Below are 20,647 nucleotides of genomic sequence, written 5' to 3' on the forward strand. Positions count from 1 at the left end.
GGGAAGGGAATTAAGCACAATTTAACTACTTTCGCGTCATGGCAGAAAAGATCATCACTACCGACGAAAAGGCAGTTGCCGAAAAGCTTCTTCAGGTACAGGCCATCCGCCTCAGCGTTCAACAGCCCTTCACCTGGTCGTCCGGCTGGAAAAGCCCTATCTACTGTGATAACCGCAAGGTCCTCGGCTTTCCGTATATCCGCGACTTCATCAAATCCGAACTCTGCAACGTCATCTTCGCCCAGTTCCCCGAAGCGGGTCTGTTGGCGGGTGTCGCCACCGCCGGCATCGCCTGGGGCGCCATGGCCGCCGACCAGCTAAAGCTGCCCTATGTCTATGTCCGCAGCAAACCAAAGGAACACGGGCTCGGTCAGCAGATAGAAGGCCATTATCAGCAAGGCCAACCCACCGTCGTCGTCGAAGACCTGATCTCCACCGGGAAAAGCAGCCTGCAGGTTGTCGAGATCCTTCGGGCCGAAGGCGTCGAGGTCGTCGGGCTCGTCTCCATCTTCAACTATGGATTCCCTGCCGCCCACCAGGCCTTCGAAAAAGCCGGGGTTCCCTATGTCTCCCTGTCCAACTACCCCACCCTGATCAGCCTGGCCCTGGAAAAGGGTCTCGTCACCCCGCAGGAAGAAAGCATCCTGCTCGAGTGGAGTTCGGACCCTGCCGGCTGGAAGGGCGTCTAAGCCATCGCGACCCGAAATCCCCCGGCAGGACAACCCGCGAAAGCGCGCAAGATCGGGCAACTTCGAACCAAAAAATTCCGTATATTGAGTACGCAAATCCCATTACGTATGAAAAAACTTCAATTCGTTTTCGCCCTTATCTTCGGTCTCAGCACCGTCACCTTCGCCCAGGCTAAATCCCAACTCACCGCGGTGATCAAGACCCCCACCGTTCAATGCGAACAATGCAAGGCCCGCATCGAAAGATATATGGCTCATGAGGACGGGATCGTAAAAGTGAATGTCGACTATAAAAAGAAGACAACCACCGTCACGTATCTCACCGACCGGACCAATATCGAGAACGTAAAGACCCTGATCGCCAATGTAGGTTATGACGCCGATGACGTCACCGCCGAACCCGACGCCTACAAGCGCCTCCCCACCTGCTGCAAGAAGCCCGAAGACGGCGGCGGCAAGAAACAATAGCGAACACCTTCACCCCTTTTATACAAGAAGCCCGGTCGCAAGACCGGGCCTTCTTATTTATCGGGTTTCTTATTTACCGGGCCTTCTTATTAAAACGGCACCGACACCCTCAGCGTCACATTCCGCCCCATCTCATCGATAAAATACCGGAACCGGTCCATATAATCACGGTAGGCCACATTCGTCAGATTGCTAACCGTCAGGCTCCAATCCATCCACTTCCGCCCCACCGGCACCGAACAACCCGCCGCCGCCCCCCATAAAATATATCCATCCGGCGGCGGCGCAAAGTCCATCAGATTCGCCGGCACCCGCACCTGTTTCGGAACCGCCAGACTGTTCACGCTCACAAAAAATCCCTTCACCTTCTTCCCCAGCGACGCCCATTCATACTTCAACGTGTTGTCGAACTTATCACTGGGTATGCCGATCAACCAGTCGTCGGTCGACACATTCCTTGCCCGGACGACACTCGTCTTCGAGATCACCGTAAAGTGCCGGAGAAAAGAATAACCCACCGTCAGGTCCAGTCCCTGAAAAAGTGCATTGGTTTGCGTATAGGTAAACGACGGGAAGGCCCCCTGGATCGTCGCCTGCACCTTCGGCGCATCCGGCCGCAGGTAGATATAATGACGGAAGTAGTTGACATATCCGCCGGCTTCGATACTCAACGGGCCGTAATGCAGGACGAACGCCAGCGTATTGTTGTAAGCCGTTTCCAGCCGCAGCGTCGAATCGCCATGTTCGTAGTCCACGGCGCTTTGATGGATGCCGTCGGCAAACAGTTCGATCACCTGGGGTGGACGCCAGGCCGTACCGAAATTGTAGTCCACCGAAAAATGCTCGTCGAACCGGTAGGTCGCACCGGCCGTCGCCGTCATCCGGCTCCAGCTATACGTAGGCCGCTGTTCCTGTAACGAACGCGTGTCGATGGTATAGGCCCGGAGCCAGCGGTAGTCATACCGCAGCCCCGCCTCGACGGTCAGTCGGTTGACCTCCGCCTTCTCGATCAGAAAAGCACCTCCGCCATAATCCACAAAATTCGGGATCAGCTCCTGATACCCCGTCCCCTGTTGCAGGTTACCATGCGTGAGATAGTTGACCCCAAGACTGCCCACCACCCTTCCGCCGATGGCCGGATGCTGCCATACCAGGTCGTTGGTATAGGTCGTCAGCCGGAAATACAGGTCCGGCGGATTCACCTTCGCCAGCGAGTCGTTGAACGAGATATCTGCATCATACTCCTTGCGCGTGTCCACCTGCCGCGCAAACACCTCCTCCAGCCGTCCCAGCTTACCCAACTTCCAAAAAGCTTCCGCCTTCAGCAGCTGATGATCCACTGTTTGATAAGGCCGGCCGATGGCATCCGTAAAATCCGCCTTCACCGCCGGCTCGGGCCGCGCGATCGCACTGAGCAGGTCCTGTACGGTACCGATATGCGAAGCAGCGGCGATCCCCAGTTTGGTATCAAACCGGCTGTAGTACAACTCCATGCCCTGTTTCTCCCGCGCGAAACGCAGCGTCGCCGAATAGTCATTCTCGTTATAGCCCGTGTTGCCGAGGTAATAGTTCGCGGCCTCGGCATTCCCTGCCTTCTTGAGCGTACCCTGAACGCGAAAGCTCAGGCCCGCCCACTTGCCGCCTGCCGCGCCTTCCACATCGCCCGACACGGCTCCGCTAAGCCCATTGGTCATCCCCACTACATCGACGCGGCCGCCGATCACCCCCGCCGGAGCGCCGATCACCCCCGCCGGACCGCCGGCACCCCCCTGCCCTGGGCGCCCGTCCGGCTGTGGCAAGGCCTTCGGCTCGACCAGGATCACCCCGCCGATGGCATCCGACCCGTAGCGGATACTCGCCGGTCCTTTGATGACGGTGATCTTCGTGGCGATAAACGGATCGATCTCCGGGGCATGGTCGTTACCCCAGTTCTGCCCCTCCTGGCGGACGCCGTTGTTGAGGATGAGGATGCGGTTGCTGTACACCCCGTGGATCACGGGCTTGAAGATCGTCGGACCTGTTTGCAGACTGTTGATCCCCGCCAGCGTCTTCAGCGACTCGCCCAGCGAAAGCCCATGCACCTGTTCCAGCGCCGTCCCGCTGAGTGCCGTCGTCACCGCCGTACTCAGCTGATCTTTCTTCAGGGCATGGCCCGTCACCTGCACGGTATCCAGCTTGTCGGGCGGCCGTCCTTTCGTGTCGGGCGGCCGTCCGTTCGTATCTGGCGGCCGTCCTTTCGTGTCGGGCACCTGCCCCTGGGCGATCACCGCCAGGAGCAATAGCATGTAAAGCCCTATGCTTTTTTTCATAGCCGATTATTTACCCAACACATACGCCACTCCCAGCGACACATTGAAACCCGCCAGCGCCTGGTTATAGCTGTCCGCCAACCGTCCCGCCGCATTCTGCCGCTCGCTGTTCTGAATGGTAAGATCAGGCTTCGAATAAAAATAATCGCCCTGCAGCCGGACCGCCAACCCCTTCCATACGCGGTAGCTCAGCCCGATGCCGCCATCGAAGCCGAAGGCCGTCTTTGACGCCGGCTGCTGCGTAAACGTCCCGTCGTCGATATCGCTGTCCGTCACCCCCACGCTGATCGTCGGGGTCGTCGCATGCGTGATCCCGGCCAGCGCCCTTGCGGTAAAGGAAAACTTTTTGGCAAACGCCTGGTCATAATAGATCCCCGGCATCAGGCTCCAGACCTTCCAGCTGTTGGCCGAGGTTTCCACCTGGTCCACATCGAAAGAATCCTGGTACCCCGCAGAAAGCACATCGAGTCCCTTCGTTTTGTAAGTGCCGTACCGGAAAAGCCCGCCGACCCCGAAGTGCTTCGAAAAGAACCATGCGCCGTTGATCTCGGCGAAGCCGCCCTTATCCGCAAAACCGGCCGGATCGCTGGCATAGCCGTTCGTGCTGGAAATAAATGCGGCCTTGCCCCAATTGCCCATGGGAAAGGAAAGGCCGCCGCTGACCCCGATAAAGCTCGGCCCCTTCTGGGCCGTAGCGGACAGACAAAATATCGTTGCCAAAAAAGTAATGATCGTATTCACTCGGTTCATACTGATAGTTATTTTGAAAGGGTTGATTAATGGATGGTCACGGAGTAGTTCACGTCCAGGTCCGCAGAACCCGGATCATAGGTTCCGTTCTTGACGTTGGGCTGGTGCCGCAAAACGACGCGCAGCGACCCCGTGCTCGCCGCACCGGTGGCGAAGTTGTCCGTAAGTCCCACGGGCAGCGGGGGATTGTTGCTGTCCTGGTCGGTCCGGCCGACCACGAGGTTCAGATAGGGTCCCGTGGCGCTCGTCACCGTTCCGTCACTCACCGGGATATCGGTGGAGTTGGTGCCGATCACCAGATTGCCCGGGGCAATCGGCGTCGGCTGAAAGAAGAACAGGTGATAATTCGCCCGCTGCCGGATCTCATCGCTGACCACTACCGCTGGGTTCTGCGTTTCGTCGAGCAGGATTACCTGCGCGGAATAAGTGGCATTCGCCCGAAGGGTCATTGCTGCCTTACTGGTGTCCGGCGATGCGGCGCCTGTAGGGTCCAGCTGGCGCCAGATGGCCGTGAGGGTATCGGTCGCATCGGCGGTGTTCGTCAGCTTCAGCTCTACCGTGGTTAAAAATTCATTGCTCGGCGGCGCGGGGGTTACCGTCGATTCTTTCTTGTTACAGCCGGCTATAGTTGCGAGTATGCATAGACCGGCACCGGCCAATAACCGGCCGGATAGACGAGTCGTCTTCATTTGAGAAGTGTTTTGAGTGGAATAATAAAAGGGGAACTACGCGAAAGCACAAGCGGCCGGAGGTCCGCGAAGCCCATACAGGGGATGGATGCGGCAAAGCGGCGCAACCAGCACCGCCGCCCGATACACGGGAAAACCGGGAGCCATCCCCACCCGCATCGTGAAAGGAGGATAAATAAAGGGAAGCTCGACGACGAGGTTGTCGGTCGGGCAATGAAAACTCGCCGTATTCAGCTGATCGGCGGTGCACAGATCCAGCTGCAGATGCACATCCCGGTGATGGGCCACCAACGCATGGATCGCCACCTTCGGCGTTATCGCCAATGCAAAAAGGCCAAGCAGCCCGGAAGTCAGTAATGATCGTATGATGCGATAACGGTTCAAGCTATTTTGAAACAATGTTGCGTACGCAACGATGTTGCAAAATAGGGTTTATTTGCGAAATCGAAAAAAGAATAACAAACCCACCGCGACGAGTACGATCTGCATCAGGGCCCAAATAATCGTACTCGCATCGCGCACCGTCTTGCCGCCCCAATCCATAAAATGATGTTTGTGAAACACCGAAAAGCTATATCCCTCCGCATACACCGCAGCATCGACGCGGGCCGCCAGCTCGCCGCTGCAGGTCTCGACGTAGAGGCGTTCGTTACCCGGTCCACCCGTTGCGACGCGCCATACCGGCAGTCGCTTATCCGAAAAATTATATTCATCCGTAAAGGCCGTCAGCAGCGTCGCATCATTCGTTGGGGACGTCGTCGCCCTATCGCCCGGCATTCCCGCCAGCATCATTCCCGCTTCGCTAGCCGGACTCGCATAACGCGACGCCAACGCGATCGCATACTTCCGGTCCCCGTCGGGCAACACGCGATAATCCCGCATCGCGACATAGCACAGTCCCCCACCCTCGATGCTTACCCGCCAGTATCCCGCTTCGCCGATCATCGCCACCGCCAGGTTCGTCATCGGTTTTCCCACCGCCTCCTGCAACCTCGCCCAGTCCGGAGTCAACGCCGCACTCGCGAAGAGCACCGGCGCGGCCACCGGGTCTGCCGGCGTCACTAACTTAGTCAACGCATGATAACCCCCGCTAAACGACCACAACAACGTAAACAACACCGCCACGATCGATACCCCCCGATGCACCCGCCGTAGGCCCTTCGTCTTCCGCAACGCACCGTTTGGGGTCCGCCGCATCGCAAAGAAAAGATAGATCCCCAGCACCGCCGTAAAGAATGCCGTAAACGCCACACACATCTCCACGACCATCCGGCCCCGGCCCATCCAGTCCAGCCAGCCCCACAAATGGCAGATGCGAAAGAACGTATCAAAAACCGCCCGCTTCTTATCCATGGCAAAGGAAAACCGATCCTGTGTGGTCTCCACATAAATACGTATCGCATCCGGCCGCTCGAAATCCACCCGGTACACCGGCAGCAGCCGGTTAATGTACTTGTACTCTTTGTCCCAGGTCTTCACAAGCGATACATTCCCCACGGCCACGCCCTTCGCCGGATGCAGCACGCATTCCGTCGCCGCCCCGCAACAATCATCACCCCCGGCGGACGCCCCATGTGATCCACCCCCCTCCAAAAAATATCTGGCCAGCCACTGGGCATACAACCAATCGCCCATCGGCAATACATTTCCGTTCCGGCAGCTTAGATAGACGGGTATGGCGCCAACGCCAACAGGCCGCACCTGGTAAAACCAGTTCGTGTCGATATGCACCAGCCGAATCGCGACGATGGAATCGATATGCCGCCGGCGCAACGCCGAATCCGGCGATATCCGAATGTGTGAAGGATCCACCGTCACCGGCGTATACACCTGCGTCGCCACGGCGGGCTTGATATTGGTCATCAACGGATGCATCATCCCGCTCGAAGCCCAAAGCAAAATGGGAATGGCTATAACAATCGACAATCGTCTATGCAGCAAATACAATTTTCGTTTCATGCTCCATTTATTTCCCGCGCGAGCGCGCGCGTCATTTTAAAAAATGCCAGGCCAATCCAACCGTCAGTTCTGCCGGATCGCCCAAATTATAACTATAGCCATACGTCGATCTTGTCGCCAGCGCCGCGTAATATTTATTCAACGCATTCAGTGCATTCACCCAAACCTCCCAGGCACGATACGTATATCCCGTTCGAAAATTGACGATCCCGAAACCCGCATACCGCACCGTATTGGCATCATCCATCCAATACCTCCCCAGCCGCTGCCACTCGGCGCCGATGCGCAAGCCCTTTAAAAAAGCCGGCCGGTACGTCACTTCGGCATTGGCGATAAAATGCGGCGCCGCCGCCATCTGCCGGCCACTGTAATTCTGCCCGTTCTCGTTTTGAACGATAAACCAGTGATCCGAATTCGCGCCGCTCAATCGCAGCGTCCACTCATCCGAAGGCCGCACCGTGATCCCGTACTCAACACCTTCATGCCGCGTCTTTCCCGCATTCTGATTAACAAAGGACCCATCGGGCTGCCGGACATTTATTATCTGGTTTGTCCCATCCATCCGGTACACGCTCCAATCCATGTAAACTTTGTTCTTCAGCAGCGCCAGCCAGCCGCCCACCTCATAGTTGAAAAAGGTCTGCGGCCGGAGATAAGGAACTTTTACCCCATTGTACAGATCGGTGACCTGCGGCGGCACGTAGCCCTGACTGTAATTGGCATAGAAACCGATGCCCCTGTAATTATAGGTCGCTCCCAGTTTCGGCGTCACCCGGTGGAAATCGTTTCCCGTGTTGGCCGATCCCGTCGACGCCGATGGCGGGAGGTGGTTGAGAAAATTGTAATGGAAGAGATCGTAGCGCAACGCCGCCGCCACCTTCAGCCCGGTAAAAGGCGTCACCTCGTAGTTTACATATTCGGCGATATTGCTGATCCCTGTCGAGTAGTTGCTCAACAGCGAGTCGCTGGGCACAAAGCTTCCATAGTTGCCCTTGGCATCCTTTTGAATGGCGATATACTTCGCCCAATACCGGCTCGGGCTGAGATCGACGCTCAATCCCGCGATCAGCCGGCTCCGCAGGAACCGGAAGTCCTGCCGGTGCTGGACAAGCGCCATATAGCTGTGAAAGGAATTGTCGTTTATCTGCCCGTTGGCTAAAAAGGGATTGGTGCGGCTGTCGCTGATATAATAGGAGGGGTTTTGTCCCACGCTATTATTCCGGTAGACCAGGGTCAGCTGGGTTGCCGAGCCCTCCTTCCAGTTAAAGTCGAGCGTCGACCGGACCCGCAGCGCTTCGACCTTACGATAGGTAAATGAATAGGGCGTATGATAATTGTGCTGCGCGAAATGGGCGCTGTCCAGCGAGCCATACATATCACTGTAATAGTTCACACAGCTGAGGGAGTTGGTCCAGGTGAGCCGTTGGCTCAGCTTGCCATCGGCGCGGATCGTCACCGCCGTCTTATGGAAATCGCTGTACTGGATGGGTCCATCCGTCCGGTTGGCATAGTATGCGCTGCCGACCACTCCCCATTTCCCAAAGCTGGCGCCGGCCTGCGCGTCGGCGCGGGTATAGCCGTTATTGTTGCGCTGGAGGCTCACCATGCCTGCCGGCGTGGCCGGTGGTGCGACGGTGATCACATTCACGGCCCCGCCGATCGCCTCTGCTCCATAAAGTGCGGATGCCGGCCCGCGGATGATCTCTATCTGCTTCGTGGCCGCCGCGTTCATCTCCAGCAAGGCGTTGTGATTATAAACGCCCGTCGTGCGGATCGGTATCCCGTCCTCCAGGTAGAGAAAGACGCCCGCGGTACTCATCGGCTGCCGGATACTCATCTCGTGCTGCTCGTTGCCCAGATCGACCATGAATACGCCGCTCACCTTGTTCAGCAGCTGGTCCAGTTGATTGGCCCTGGTCTCCGCGATCGTTTTTGCGCTGATGGTGCTGATGGCCACGGGCGCCTCGGTTCTTCGCTGCGCCGTCCGGCTCGCGGTAACGACCAGCTCATTCAGTTGACTGACATGCGGCGAATCGGGCGCCTGCCCGAATAATAAAATCGGGCATACCCAAGCCATGGCGACGACGCCATAGCGAAAAAATATTTTCATCAAAGATGGATTGAAGTTGGAAATAGACAAAGAAGCCGAACAGTCTATCCCAATCGGGGAGGAGCAAAGAAGGAAGGAAGATATTCCTGCGCGGCGCGATCGATATAGCGTGACGCATGCCGCAACGTGGCGGCCATGACAACCGGTTGCGGCAACTCATTGCCGGGCACATGTACCTGCAACAGGATCTCGTCATGCTGGCCGCCCCGGACCGGTGCCTGCTGCTGCCGCTCATCGTCCTGCAGTGCCTTGTTCAGGAAACAGGTTCCCTTACAGCAACTGATCGGATTGCGCCGGTTGACGCACAAATTTTTGGAGATATAATCCCGGTTGACCTGGAACTGCGCGATCAGGCACCACTTGCTGAAACTTTGAGCCGCGATCAGCAGAATAAGTAGTATGGTTACGGGATACTTATACATCGGTGAAAAAGATACACCGAGTGCAAAGCTAACGGATTTTTTGCTTTTATTCTTTTTTCTTCTTTGCATTCCCGCCTTCGCCTGCATTCCCGTCCTCACTTCCCTCATCCGAAGCGCCATCTTTCAATCTTCCCGTCTCCTTCAATGCCCGATGCAGGATATACTCGATCTGCCCGTTGACACTGCGAAACTCGTCCGCCGCCCATTTCTCGATCGCCTTCATCGACGTCATGTCTATCCGCAAAGCAAAGGGTTTCTTCTCCGCCATCCTTAATGATTTAAAGTCCCGGTATTCACGACAGGTTGCGTTTCCCGATCGCCACAAAGTACAACCATCAGATTGCTCACCATCGCCGCCTTCTTCTCCTCATCCAGCTCGATGATGTTCTTCGCCGACAACAGATGCAACGCCGCTTCCACCATCCCCACCGCACCTTCCACGATCTTATGGCGCGCCGCAACCACCGCGGAGGCCTGCTGCCGTTTCAACATCGACCCGGCAATCTCCGGCGCATAGGACAGGTGCGTGATCCTCGCCTCCACCACTTCGATGCCCGCGATGACCAGGCGTTCGGCCGTTTCGTGTTCCAGCGTGGCATTCACTTCGTCGAAGTTGGTGCTCAGCGTCACGACCGCCCGCTCGTCCTCGAAATGATCATAGGGATAGGACGCCGCCAGCTTCCGCACCGCCGAGTCGGTCTGGACCTTGATGAAGTTGACATACTGATCCACCTCGAAGCAGGCGCGATAGGTGTCCTTCACCTTCCATACCAGGATCACGCTGATGAGCACGGGGTTGCCCATCTTGTCGTTCACTTTCAATTGCTCGCTTTCGAAGTTCCGCGCCCGCACGGATACCGTCTGCCGCTGATAAAACGGATTCACCCACCAGAACCCGCTTTCGCGGGCCGTCCCCTTATAATCGCCAAACAACAAAAGCACCTTGGCGGTATTCGGGGAGATCACGAGCAGGCCCCGGGAGAAAAAAAGAAGCACAAACCAAATCACCACGGCGACAGGCTGGCCACCCGATGCCATCAACAAAAAGCAGAGGCCGGCTGACACCAGCAGCAACATTAGAATAACATACCCGCTTACGGGATTAAGGATCCTTTCCGAAATATGCTTGTCCATAAAAGTTAGGTTTTCTGATATCAAAATGATATCATAATGATACGAAGGTACATTCCGTCCGGCCAAAATGCAAACCATTCATCCCTTTTCTTGTTATCCCAATGCGGGCAAAGCCTCCCGTCTACTCATATGTCGCTCACCTCCAATAAATTCCGCCTCAGTGTCCTGGACCAGACGCCCATCAGCAAAGGCTCTGACGCCCTGGCGGCGCTCCAGCAATCCATCCAGCTGGCGCGGCTCACCGACCGCCTCGGCTACACCCGATACTGGCTTTCCGAACACCATAATACAACCACCCTCGCCGGCCCCGCGCCGGAGATCCTCATCGCCCGGCTTGCCGCGGAGACCCGGCAGATGCGTATCGGCTCCGGCGGCATCATGCTCCCCAACCACAGCACGCTGAAGGTGGCCGAGAACTTCCGCCTCCTCGAAGCCCTCTACCCCGGCCGTATCGACCTGGGCCTCGGGCGCGCACCCGGCGGCGATCGCCTCACGGCGCAGCTCCTCAACCCGGGCAACACCTTCGACCCCCAGGAATACATCAAACAACTTCGCGACCTCGAATCCTTTCTTACCGACACCCCCGGCCCCGGCAACTTTGAAGGCAAGATCCGCGCGATCCCCCACATCGATACCCGGCCCGAGCTCTGGATGCTCACCTCCAGCGGAGAGAGTGCTTTTCTCGCCGCCCACTTCGGCATGGCCCTCTGCTATGCCCAGTTTATAAACCCCATCGGCGGCCCCGAAGCTATCCGCGCCTATCGCAGCCGCTTCAAACCCTCGGCCACCCTTGAACAGCCGGTGACGGCCGTCGGCATCTTCGCCTTCTGCTCCGACGATCCCCGGAAAGTACACGAGACCCAGGCCCTGATCGACTATCGGCTTCTCGGTTTTGAAAAAGGCCAGTACGATGAGATCCCCACCGTCGCCGCGGCTCTCGCCTATGAGTATACGCCCGCGGAATGGCAACGCGTCCTCCACAACCGCCGCCGGACCGCCGTCGGCACGCCCGAACAACTGCGCGACCGGTTTGCCGGGCTCGCCGCGGACTTCGACGTCGACGAGTTCATCATCTCCACCTTTACCGAAGACCCCACCGATCGCCTGCGGTCTTATGAATTATTCGCCCAACTCTTCGAACTAACGCCACGGGAAATCCCTAACTTTAAGCATGAAGCCGATCCTGCTCCTGCTTATCCTGACGACAGCACAAACTCTCTTCGCGCAGCAACGTCCTAACATCATCCTCATCCTGGCCGACGACCTGGGCTATGGCGATGTGGGTTATGAGGGGCAGCAAAAGATCCACACGCCAAACATCGACCGGCTGGCTACCCTCGGCATGCGCTTCACGCAGTTCTACGCCGGCACCTCGGTCTGCGCCCCTTCCCGCGCCAGTCTGATGACGGGTCGTCATACCGGCCACACCGCCATCCGCGGCAACCGCGGCTATCAACCCGAAGGGCAATACCCGTTGCCCGACAGCAGCCTCACCATCGCCACCGTCCTCCAAAAAAATGGCTACGCCACCGGCGCCTTTGGGAAATGGGGTCTCGGCTATCCCGGGTCCACCGGTATTCCCGGGAAAAAAGGCTTCACCGATTTCTTTGGCTACAACTGTCAGACCCTTGCCCATAATTATTATCCCGACCATCTCTGGGCGAACGACTCCCTTGTCCATCTGCCCAACTCCAAAAACAAGGATTCCGTTTATTCCGCCGACCTCATCCACCGGCATGCGCTGGAATTTATCCGGCGCAACCGAAGCCGCCCTTTCTTTCTTTATCTCGCCTATACCCTGCCGCATGCCGAGCTGCAGGTTCCGCATGACAGCGTCTATGCCAACTACCTCGCTGAGTTCCGGGACGCCCACCATGCGGCTTATGCCGCGATGGTCACCCGGCTCGATCGCTATGTGGGCGAGATCCTGCGCGGAGTGCAGGCAGGGGGCCTCGGCGCCAATACCCTCATCCTCTTCACCAGCGACAATGGGCCCCACCGCGAAGGCGGCGGCGACCCCGCTTTTTTCCACAGCAGCGGCCCCCTCCGCGGTATAAAACGCGACCTCTATGAAGGCGGCATCCGCGAGCCCTTCATCGCCGTCTGGCCCGGGAAGATAACACCCGGCGCCACCAGCAACTGGACCGGCGCCTTCTGGGACTTCTTTCCCACCTTCGAACAAGTCGCCGGCATCCCGACGACAAAGGCCATCGACGGGTTTTCCATCCTGCCCGTCCTGCTTGGCCGGCCGCAAACGGCAAAAGCCCATGATTACCTGTATTGGGAATTTCACGAGAACAACGGCCGGCAGGCGGTGAGATGGGGGAAATGGAAGGGCGTGAGACTCGATGTCAATATCGTCGCGGACCCGCCAATAGAATTATACGATCTGGAAACCGATCCCGGCGAACAGAAGAATGTCGCCGCGCAACACCCGGACATCGTCCGGCAGATAAAGACCGATATGCAGGAGTCACATCGGTCGAACAAAGACTGGCCTCTTCTCGCCACCGAGAATCCTAAGCCATAGTCGAATCCCGCACTTCCAGTCGCGCCGGCAGCATCACCCGGTCTTCCGGCACGACAATATATTTCTTTTCCAGCCGCCGGAACAGGATCGTCGCCGCCTCCTTGCCCATATCATAGGCGGGCTGCGCGATCGTCGTCAGCGAAGGATTCAACAGGGATGCCGTCACGAGATTGGAAAAGCTGATCACCTTCACGTCCCGGGGGATTTGCAGACCCAGTTCCCGGCACACATGATATACCTGCACGGCAAGCTTCTCCACCGACGCAAAAACACCGTCGGGCCGGTTCTCCGACATAAAAAGCTCCCGGATCAGCCGGTAATTCTCCGCGTCATCCTTGCCGCAATGAATGATCATCCCCGTTTCTACGCCCTGGTCATAGCGCCGCAAGGCATCCTCATACCCCTGCTGCCGCTTATTGGAGATGCTTAGACTCATCGAGATCGTCAGATGCGCCACCCGGCGGCAACCGGCCTGGATCAGGTGCTCCGTGGCGATGAACCCGCTCTCCTGATCGTTTGTCATCACCTTGGGCGCGGTCATGCCCTCACTCACCCGGTCGAAGAAAACAAGCGGGATATTCCGTTGCTGCAGCTCCAGCAGATGACGCGTATCCTGCGACGACCCGCAAAGCGAAAGGATCACTCCATCCACCCGCCCGCTCTGCAGGCTGGATGCGATGGCCGCCTCTTCGGCGACATCCTCGTTGGTAAGATAGATGAGAACATGATATCCCTTCTCCCGGGCCACCGTCTCGATCCCTTTGATAGCTAAAGCAAAGAAATTATTGGCCACCTCGGGGATGACGACGGCGATCGTCCGGCTGCGATGCTTACGGAGACTGCTGGCGTAAGGATTGGGTTGGAAATTCATTTTCTTGGCCAGGTCGAAGACGCGCTGCTTGGTGGGAGTACTGATCTCCCAGCTGTCCCGAAGGGCCCGGCTCACCGTGGAAACAGATAAGTTGAGTTCCCGCGCCAGTTGTTTTAGGTTGACCGAGTTCATGTGTAGCAAGCAATGATTGTGTCTGAAAATTACGCAATCCCCTTACCGCGCCGGATTTTATTTACGAAAACGTTGTAGTTGCCGAAGCAACGGCCACAGCGCATTTGCTGCAAGCGGTTGCATAAGAATTCATGCAACCGTTTCCGTAAATAAAGTAATGAACGACCGCGCATTATCCTGAAACTTTTCTCCAACTTGACCCTGGCAATTGTAACAAACCCACTAAAAATCTTGCCATTATGCTTATGCGAAAAATGCTTTTCGTGCTGGGAATGCTGATCTTCCTGGGTCAATCTCTGCATGCACAGGAGAGAACCATCACGGGTAAGGTCATTTCCTCAGACAACGCGCCGGTCGCCGGAGCCACCGTCTCCGTCAGAAGCTCCTCGGGAAAAGGCGAATCCGTCGCCGCGTCGGCCGACGGAACCTATCGGGTCAGAGTCCCCAACACCGGTTCTTATACGCTGATCATCTCTGCCGTTGGTTATGACAACCTCGAAGTCCCCTCCTCCGCCGTCGGCGCAGGCTCCACCTATACCGCGACACTGAAGGGCAACGCCAAAGGCCTAAATGAAGTGGTCGTCGTGGGTTATGGCACCGCAAAGAAGAAAGACCTCACCGGCGCGGTCGCCACCGTTTCCCTCACCAACAGCGATCAAACCCCGGTGCTTGGCGCCACCCAGCTGCTGGAAGGAACGGTCGCTGGTGTACAAGTTACACAATACAACTCTCAGCCCGGCGCCGCGTTTAGCGTTCGTATCCGGGGTACCAACTCCATCAGCTATAGCAGCGATCCGCTGTATGTCCTCGATGGTTATGCCGGCGCCGACCTCACCGGGCTCAACGCCACCGATATTCAGTCGATCGATATCCTCAAGGACGCCTCCGCCGCCGCCATCTACGGCAGCCGCGGCGCAAACGGGGTCGTGCTGATCACCACGAAAAAAGGCGTAGCCGGAAAACCCGCCGTCAGCTTCGATATGTACACCGGCGAACAGCAGGTGGCACGTAGGCTGAAGATGATGAACGGCACCCAGTTTGCCACCTATCTCAACCAGATAGCCACCTTCAACAATACCGCAAAACCTTACACCGACGCACAGATCGCGAAGATCGGCGCCGGCACGGACTGGCAGAAGGCCATCTACCGCACCGCCCCAATGTCCAACTATTTCATCAACGTCAGCGGCGGCAGTGATAACAATCACTACTATCTCAGCGCGAATTATTTCGATCAGCAGGGTGTGCTGATCAACACCGGTTACAAACGCGGAACCGTTCGCTTCAACATGGACAGCAAGATCAGCGACAAGGTGCGCGCCGGCATTAACAGCGCCGTCACCTATGCCTGGACGGCCAGGAGCGATGTCAACTCCAACGGCGGCAGCACCAGCGGCACCATCCTCAATGCCCTCCGTTTCAACCCCGCCCTGCCCATCCGCGACAGCGCCGGGAACTTTACCTTCCAGGACGGTCCGCTGCCCTACACCGACCAGATGGGCAACCCTGTCGCCCAGGCCACCCAGAACACCGACAGGCAATATGATATCCGCACCCTCCTCAACGCCTTCGTAGAATACGAGATCATCCCGGGCCTCCGGCTCCGGTCCACCATCGGCGGTGAACTCTACAATGGCCGCGAAGAGATCTTCAAGCCGACCACCAGCTATCTTGCGCCAGCCGGCCAGGCCCAGGTGAATACCAACAACAACTACAACTATCTCAACGAGAATACGATCACGTTCGATAAGACCATGGGCATCCACGCCATCAATGTGGTTGCCGGCTGGACCTATCAGCTCTGGAAGAACAAATCGGCCAACGCCAGCGCCACCTCGCTCTCTTCGAATGCTTACGGCACCGACAACCTGAGCGTAGGTTCGGCCTCCAGTGTCACCTCCAACACCAACAAGAACAACCTGGCCTCCGGCCTGATGCGGGTGAACTACCGGCTCATGGATAAGTACATCTTCACCTTCAATATGCGGGCGGACGGCTCCTCCCGTTTCGGTGTCAACAAGAAATGGGGTTATTTCCCCTCCGGCGCCTTCGCCTGGCGCGCCTCCGATGAGAAGTTCATCCAGAACATCTCCGCCATCAGCGAGCTGAAGGTCCGCCTGAGCTACGGCCTCACCGGTAACCAGGAGATCCCCGACTACCTGTCCCTGCCGCAATACAGTACCAACACCTACTACCTCGACGGCGCCCGCGTCGTCGGTATCTCGCCCAACAACATCGCCAATGCCGACCTCGCCTGGGAACAGACCGCATCCACCGATGCCGGTATCGACCTCGGACTGTTCAACAATACCCTCCAGTTCACTGGTGACTATTATAACAAGAAGACGACAAAACTGCTCTATACGGTATCCCTGCCCTCGACCTCCGGCTTCACCACGATGATCCAGAACATCGGCGCCGTCCGCAACCAGGGCTTCGAGTTTGCGATCACCTCGACCAACATCAACAAAAAGGGCCTTCGCTGGACCACCACGGTCAACTTCTCGCGTAATCTCAACAAGATCCTGAGCCTCGGCAGCGTCCCCTATCAGTACACCGGCAACGTCAGCACCAGCCTCTTCCCCAGCGGCGGTCAGGCCTCGGCCATCCTCAAGGTGGGTCAGCCCTTCGGTTCCTTCTATGGGTATAAATTTCTGGGCATCTGGCAGTCCGCGGATGAGATCGCCAAAAGCGGGACCAAGCAGGCCGTCAAACCCGGCGACCCTCACTATGCCGATCTCAATGCCGACGGCCAGGTCAATGCTTCCGATCGCATGATCATCGGTCATGCTTTGCCGAAGTTCACCGCCGGTTTCAGCAGCGATCTTCGCGTGGGCGCCTTCAACCTCTATGTGCTGATCCAGGGCGTCTATGGGGACAATATCCTCAACGAGAACAAGATCGAGATGGAGAACGGCACCACCGGCGACAACAAGTTCGCCTATGTAGCCACCGACAGCTGGGTTCCCGGCGCCGTCAACAACAACCGCCTGCCCATCGTCACCAGCACCGTGCGCCGCGGTCTCGGCGTCACCAGCGATATCATGGAAGATGGGTCTTATGCCCGCCTGAAGACGGTCACCCTGTCCTATGATGTTCCCCTGCCAAAGCTGACCGGCGGCGTGTTCAAAAAAGCGACCGTATACATCACGGGGCAGAACCTGCTCACCCTGACGCACTATTCCGGGTATGACCCCGAGGTCAACTCCTATGGCAACTCGAACGGCAACTACAGCTCGCTGAACACGGACTACAACCCGTACCCCAATGTACGGTCTTACATGGCAGGTATCAAATTGGGCTTCTAACCCACGCACCCATCAAAAACAAAAACAATGAAAAAAAATATTTTGCTTGTAACCGCTGCCGCAGGAGCCTTGTTCCTTGGGGCCTGCAAAAAGCAACTGCTGGAAACCACGTATAGCGTTCTTACGCCGTCCAATTTCTACCAGACGGCGGCCGACGCCCAGTCCGCCATCAACGGCGTATTGAGCGCCTTGCAGCCCCAGGCCTACTACCAACGCACCATCTATATCATCACCGAGTGCCCCGCAGATTGCCTGGCGCCGATCCTCACACAAAACCAGGAACGGATCGACATGTACAAGATCCAGTACAACGCCGCCAATCCCGAGATCACCAACTGGTGGCAGAACAGCTACAAACTCATTAGCCGCGCCAACGACGTCATCGCCAATGTGCCGAAGATCAATATGGATGTCAATGCCCGAAACAACATCCTCGGCAACGCCTACTTTCTTCGCGGCATGGCTTATTTCGACCTGGTCCGCAGCTTCGGCGATGTGCCGCTGCTGACAAAACCCATCACCAGCCCCGGCGACAGCACCCTGTTCCCAAAACGCACTGCCGCCGCGACCATCTACCAGCAGGCCATCTCGGACCTGAAATTCGCCGAAGCCAACTGCTTCTCGGAACCCAATATCGCTGTCGCCAACAAGGGCATGGTCTCCAATGGCGCCGCCTCGGCCATGCTGGCCCGGGTCTTCCTCCAGAGAGCCAAATCGCCCTATGCCGATGGAGGCGATAACCAGGCTGCCCTCGACGAATGCAACAAGGTCATCAACTCCAACGTGTATTCGCTGATGCCCAACTATGGCGATGTCTTCAGCTGCGATAACAAATATTACAGCGTCACCGGCGGTAATAAAGAGGTCATCTTTGCCGTCCAGTTCGGCGACAACAGCAGCTCCACCACCCAGAACATCACCTGCCGCATGTTCTCTCCCGCGCTGCTCGGCGGTTCGGGTTCCTTTGTAGCCAACACCAACTTTGTGAACAACGGTTACCCCGTCTATGACACCATGCGGCACAACTGGAATATCGGCACCAAGGTCAACGGATCGGCCGTCACACCCTTTATCTACAAATACCGCGATGCCAAATGGGTCGCCAACTCCAACAACTCCCGAGTCAACTGGATCGTCCTGCGCTATGCCGATGTCCTGCTCATGCAGTCCGAAGCCATGAACAACCTCAACCCCAACGACCCGGGTAAGTTCGCCGGAATCGACAAGGTCCAGCAGCGGGCGAAGATCCCCCTGGCCAACCAGTACAGCTTCGTCAACGTCCCCACCGCGGACAACTTCGTCGACTCCCTGCTCAAGGAAAGACAGCGCGAACTCTGCGTCGAAGGTCATCGACGCTGGGACCTCATCCGCCTCGGCCGTTATCAGCAGATCGAGAGCAGCATCGGCATGACGTTGCCCGACAGCCGCCTGCTGTTGCCGCTCCCGCAGACGGAGCTCGACGCCAATAAAAACCTGACCCAGAACACGGGTTATTAATAAAAGGAACTATTGAAAAACCGATAAAACCACAACTATGAGACCACAACTGCTAAAAGTTTCCAGAGAGCCCGGACATTCTTTCAGCGTCAGACGCGATCTCGTACCGTATATCAATAACAAATGGCATTTCCATGCCGAGGTGGAACTGATCCACTTCAAGCAGGGGCGCGGCACCCAGTTCGTGGGCGACAACATGAAACGGTTCAAAGCCGGCGATGTTGTTCTGGTGGGCGCCAACCTGCCCCATTACTGGCGATTCGACGATCCCTATTTCGACGAGCACCACGAAGAGCCGACGGATGTCCGCGTCGCCCATTTCCCCGAGAACTTCTGGGGCGGGTCGTTTCTCGATCTTCCCGAGAACACCCTCCTCAAGGCCCTCCTCGAAAAGGCCCGCCGGGGCCTGCAGGTGGAAGGCGAGGCGAGGGACAGCGTCGCCCATTTGCTTGAAAAGCTGCTCGACTCCGAAGGGATGACCCGCGTCATCCTCCTCATGGAGGCCCTGCAGGTCCTGGCTCAATCCGACCAGGTGCAGCCCCTGGCTTCCATGGGCTTTCAGCACACCCTCGGTGAAGCCGAACACCTGCGGATCAACCTGATCTATGAGTACAGCCTGCGCCACTTCCGGCGCCCCATCCAACTCGAAGAGATTGCCGCCGTTGCTAATATCAGCCCCAACTCCTTCTGCCGTTTCTTCAAGTCGCGCACCCGCAAGACCTATTCCCGGTTTCTTCTCGAACTTCGGGTCGGCCATGCCTGCAAGCTCCTGATCGAAAACAACCTCAGCATAAAACAACTGTGTTACGAGAGCGGATTTAATAATTTCACCAGTTTCTACAAATATTTTAAATTGATCACCGGTAAGAGTCCCCTGGGTTACCAGCGGGCAAGGGCAGCTGGAGGCTGCCCGACCGAAGGTCAGATATTAGCGCGCCCGAATAGGGCTAATTGTTGAAACAAACCCCTTCTTGCATTTAAACAAGCTGACATGAAAAAATTATGCTGGGCATTGCCCCTGATGTTTCCGCTGCTTGCGCGATCGCAGGCTAACGCACATTCGCTGGAAAAGCTATGGGAGACCGATACGGTGGTGGCGATTCCTGAGTCGGTGCTGCCCGACGCCAAACACACCCAACTCTATGTCTCGCTGATCGACGGCGGCGGCTGGGACGCCGATGGGAAGGGAGGTGTTGGAAAACTAAGCCTCGACGGCAAGCACTATGACGGCAACTGGATCTCCGGGCTCAACGCGCCAAAGGGTCTCGGCCGCTTTGGCAACCATCTCTATGCCGCCGATATCAGCGATGTCGTCGTGATCGACATCGCAAAGGGTGTCGTCGAGAAAAAGATCGCGATCCCCGGCGCCTCCGGCCTCAACGACATCACCGTCGACGCCAACGGCATCGTGTATGTCTCCGACTCGAAGACGGGGAAACTCTGGCGCATCGAAAAGGACGTCCCCACCCTGTACATGGACAACCTCAACGGCATCAACGGGCTGATGTCTTCGACAAGGGGTCTGTATATCCTGGCGAAGAAAGCCGTCCTCCTGGCCAATGCCGCCAGGCAGACGGTCACCGTCACCAACCTTCCCAATGGCGGCGATGGCGTGGAAGAGGTCGGCAATGGCGATCTCATCGTCAGCGAGTGGCTGGGGATCGTCTATTATGTCTATGCCGACGGCCGCAAGGAGGTGCTGCTCGATACGCATGAGCAGAAGAGGAATACCGCGGACATACATTATGATCAGTCGACCCATATCCTTTATATCCCCGG

Annotated in this window: 18 protein-coding genes; 8 read left to right on the plus strand and 10 right to left on the minus strand. The window is 57.3% G+C overall.

The genetic code is table 11. The features are described from left to right. Positions 1 to 38: 38 nt before the first annotated feature. A complete protein-coding gene (gene pyrE, locus VGM48_RS17135) occupies positions 39 to 689 on the plus strand; it encodes an orotate phosphoribosyltransferase (RefSeq protein ID WP_331581334.1) in 651 nt (216 codons plus the stop codon). 108 nt (positions 690 to 797) lie between these two features. Continuing rightward, complete coding sequence (locus VGM48_RS17140) at positions 798 to 1,157, plus strand: heavy-metal-associated domain-containing protein (protein WP_331581336.1); 360 nt, start codon at positions 798 to 800, stop codon at positions 1,155 to 1,157. 89 nt (positions 1,158 to 1,246) lie between these two features. On the opposite strand, the gene VGM48_RS17145 is transcribed toward VGM48_RS17140, so the two are convergent. The 9 genes from VGM48_RS17145 to VGM48_RS17185 are packed head-to-tail and all read right to left on the minus strand — an operon-like array spanning position 1,247 to position 10,530. Next, positions 1,247 to 3,466, minus strand: coding sequence for a TonB-dependent receptor (locus VGM48_RS17145; RefSeq protein ID WP_331581338.1), 2,220 nt, complete (start codon positions 3,464 to 3,466; stop codon positions 1,247 to 1,249). A gap of 6 nt (positions 3,467 to 3,472) precedes the next feature. Further along, positions 3,473 to 4,216 carry an outer membrane beta-barrel protein gene (locus VGM48_RS17150; RefSeq protein ID WP_331581340.1) on the minus strand — a complete coding sequence of 248 codons (744 nt, stop codon included), beginning with the start codon at positions 4,214 to 4,216 and terminating at the stop codon, positions 3,473 to 3,475. A 26-nt stretch (positions 4,217 to 4,242) separates the two neighbouring features. Next, positions 4,243 to 4,905 carry a hypothetical protein gene (locus VGM48_RS17155; RefSeq protein WP_331581342.1) on the minus strand — a complete coding sequence of 221 codons (663 nt, stop codon included), beginning with the start codon at positions 4,903 to 4,905 and terminating at the stop codon, positions 4,243 to 4,245. Between the two features lie 36 nt (positions 4,906 to 4,941). Beyond that, positions 4,942 to 5,289 (minus strand): hypothetical protein, encoded by a 348-nt coding sequence (locus VGM48_RS17160; protein WP_331581344.1) that lies wholly within the window; start codon positions 5,287 to 5,289, stop codon positions 4,942 to 4,944. Between the two features lie 48 nt (positions 5,290 to 5,337). After that, positions 5,338 to 6,864 carry a PepSY domain-containing protein gene (locus VGM48_RS17165; RefSeq protein ID WP_331581346.1) on the minus strand — a complete coding sequence of 509 codons (1,527 nt, stop codon included), beginning with the start codon at positions 6,862 to 6,864 and terminating at the stop codon, positions 5,338 to 5,340. Between the two features lie 31 nt (positions 6,865 to 6,895). Continuing rightward, the gene (locus VGM48_RS17170; RefSeq protein ID WP_331581348.1) at positions 6,896 to 8,974 is read right to left on the minus strand and encodes a TonB-dependent receptor; all 2,079 of its coding nucleotides are present in this window, start codon (positions 8,972 to 8,974) and stop codon (positions 6,896 to 6,898) included. Positions 8,975 to 9,018: 44 nt separating this feature from the next. Next, positions 9,019 to 9,396, minus strand: a complete 378-nt coding sequence (locus VGM48_RS17175) for a hypothetical protein (protein ID WP_331581350.1) — start codon at positions 9,394 to 9,396, stop codon at positions 9,019 to 9,021. 46 nt (positions 9,397 to 9,442) lie between these two features. Further along, on the minus strand, positions 9,443 to 9,664 hold the full coding sequence (locus tag VGM48_RS17180; RefSeq protein WP_331581352.1) for an Arc family DNA binding domain-containing protein: 222 nt from the start codon (positions 9,662 to 9,664) through the stop codon (positions 9,443 to 9,445). A 2-nt stretch (positions 9,665 to 9,666) separates the two neighbouring features. Continuing rightward, positions 9,667 to 10,530, minus strand: coding sequence for an SPFH domain-containing protein (locus VGM48_RS17185; protein ID WP_331581354.1), 864 nt, complete (start codon positions 10,528 to 10,530; stop codon positions 9,667 to 9,669). Positions 10,531 to 10,659: 129 nt separating this feature from the next. Between VGM48_RS17185 and VGM48_RS17190 the strand changes: the two genes are divergently transcribed. Next, positions 10,660 to 11,769, plus strand: coding sequence for an LLM class flavin-dependent oxidoreductase (locus tag VGM48_RS17190; RefSeq protein WP_331581356.1), 1,110 nt, complete (start codon positions 10,660 to 10,662; stop codon positions 11,767 to 11,769). Beyond that, positions 11,702 to 13,060: an arylsulfatase gene (locus VGM48_RS17195; protein WP_331581358.1), complete on the plus strand. Its 1,359-nt coding sequence runs from the start codon at positions 11,702 to 11,704 to the stop codon at positions 13,058 to 13,060. The genes VGM48_RS17190 and VGM48_RS17195 overlap by 68 nt, the downstream gene beginning before the upstream one ends. Here the strand turns inward: VGM48_RS17195 and VGM48_RS17200 are convergent. Continuing rightward, the gene (locus tag VGM48_RS17200) at positions 13,050 to 14,063 is read right to left on the minus strand and encodes a LacI family DNA-binding transcriptional regulator (RefSeq protein WP_331581360.1); all 1,014 of its coding nucleotides are present in this window, start codon (positions 14,061 to 14,063) and stop codon (positions 13,050 to 13,052) included. The genes VGM48_RS17195 and VGM48_RS17200 overlap by 11 nt on opposite strands. Positions 14,064 to 14,302: 239 nt before the next feature. On the opposite strand from VGM48_RS17200, the gene VGM48_RS17205 reads away from it, so the two are divergent. From VGM48_RS17205 to VGM48_RS17220, 4 genes are all read left to right on the plus strand, one after another. Then, on the plus strand, positions 14,303 to 17,371 hold the full coding sequence (locus VGM48_RS17205; protein WP_331581362.1) for a TonB-dependent receptor: 3,069 nt from the start codon (positions 14,303 to 14,305) through the stop codon (positions 17,369 to 17,371). A 27-nt stretch (positions 17,372 to 17,398) separates the two neighbouring features. Continuing rightward, positions 17,399 to 18,868, plus strand: coding sequence for a RagB/SusD family nutrient uptake outer membrane protein (locus tag VGM48_RS17210; RefSeq protein ID WP_331581364.1), 1,470 nt, complete (start codon positions 17,399 to 17,401; stop codon positions 18,866 to 18,868). Positions 18,869 to 18,905: 37 nt separating this feature from the next. After that, a complete protein-coding gene (locus VGM48_RS17215) occupies positions 18,906 to 19,826 on the plus strand; it encodes an AraC family transcriptional regulator (protein WP_331581366.1) in 921 nt (306 codons plus the stop codon). A gap of 33 nt (positions 19,827 to 19,859) precedes the next feature. Beyond that, on the plus strand, positions 19,860 to 20,647 hold a 788-nt coding region (locus VGM48_RS17220; RefSeq protein ID WP_331581368.1), incomplete at its 3' end, for an ATP-binding protein.

Source organism: Puia sp. (assembly GCF_036500295.1).
Taxonomy (GTDB): Bacteria; Bacteroidota; Bacteroidia; order Chitinophagales; family Chitinophagaceae; genus Puia.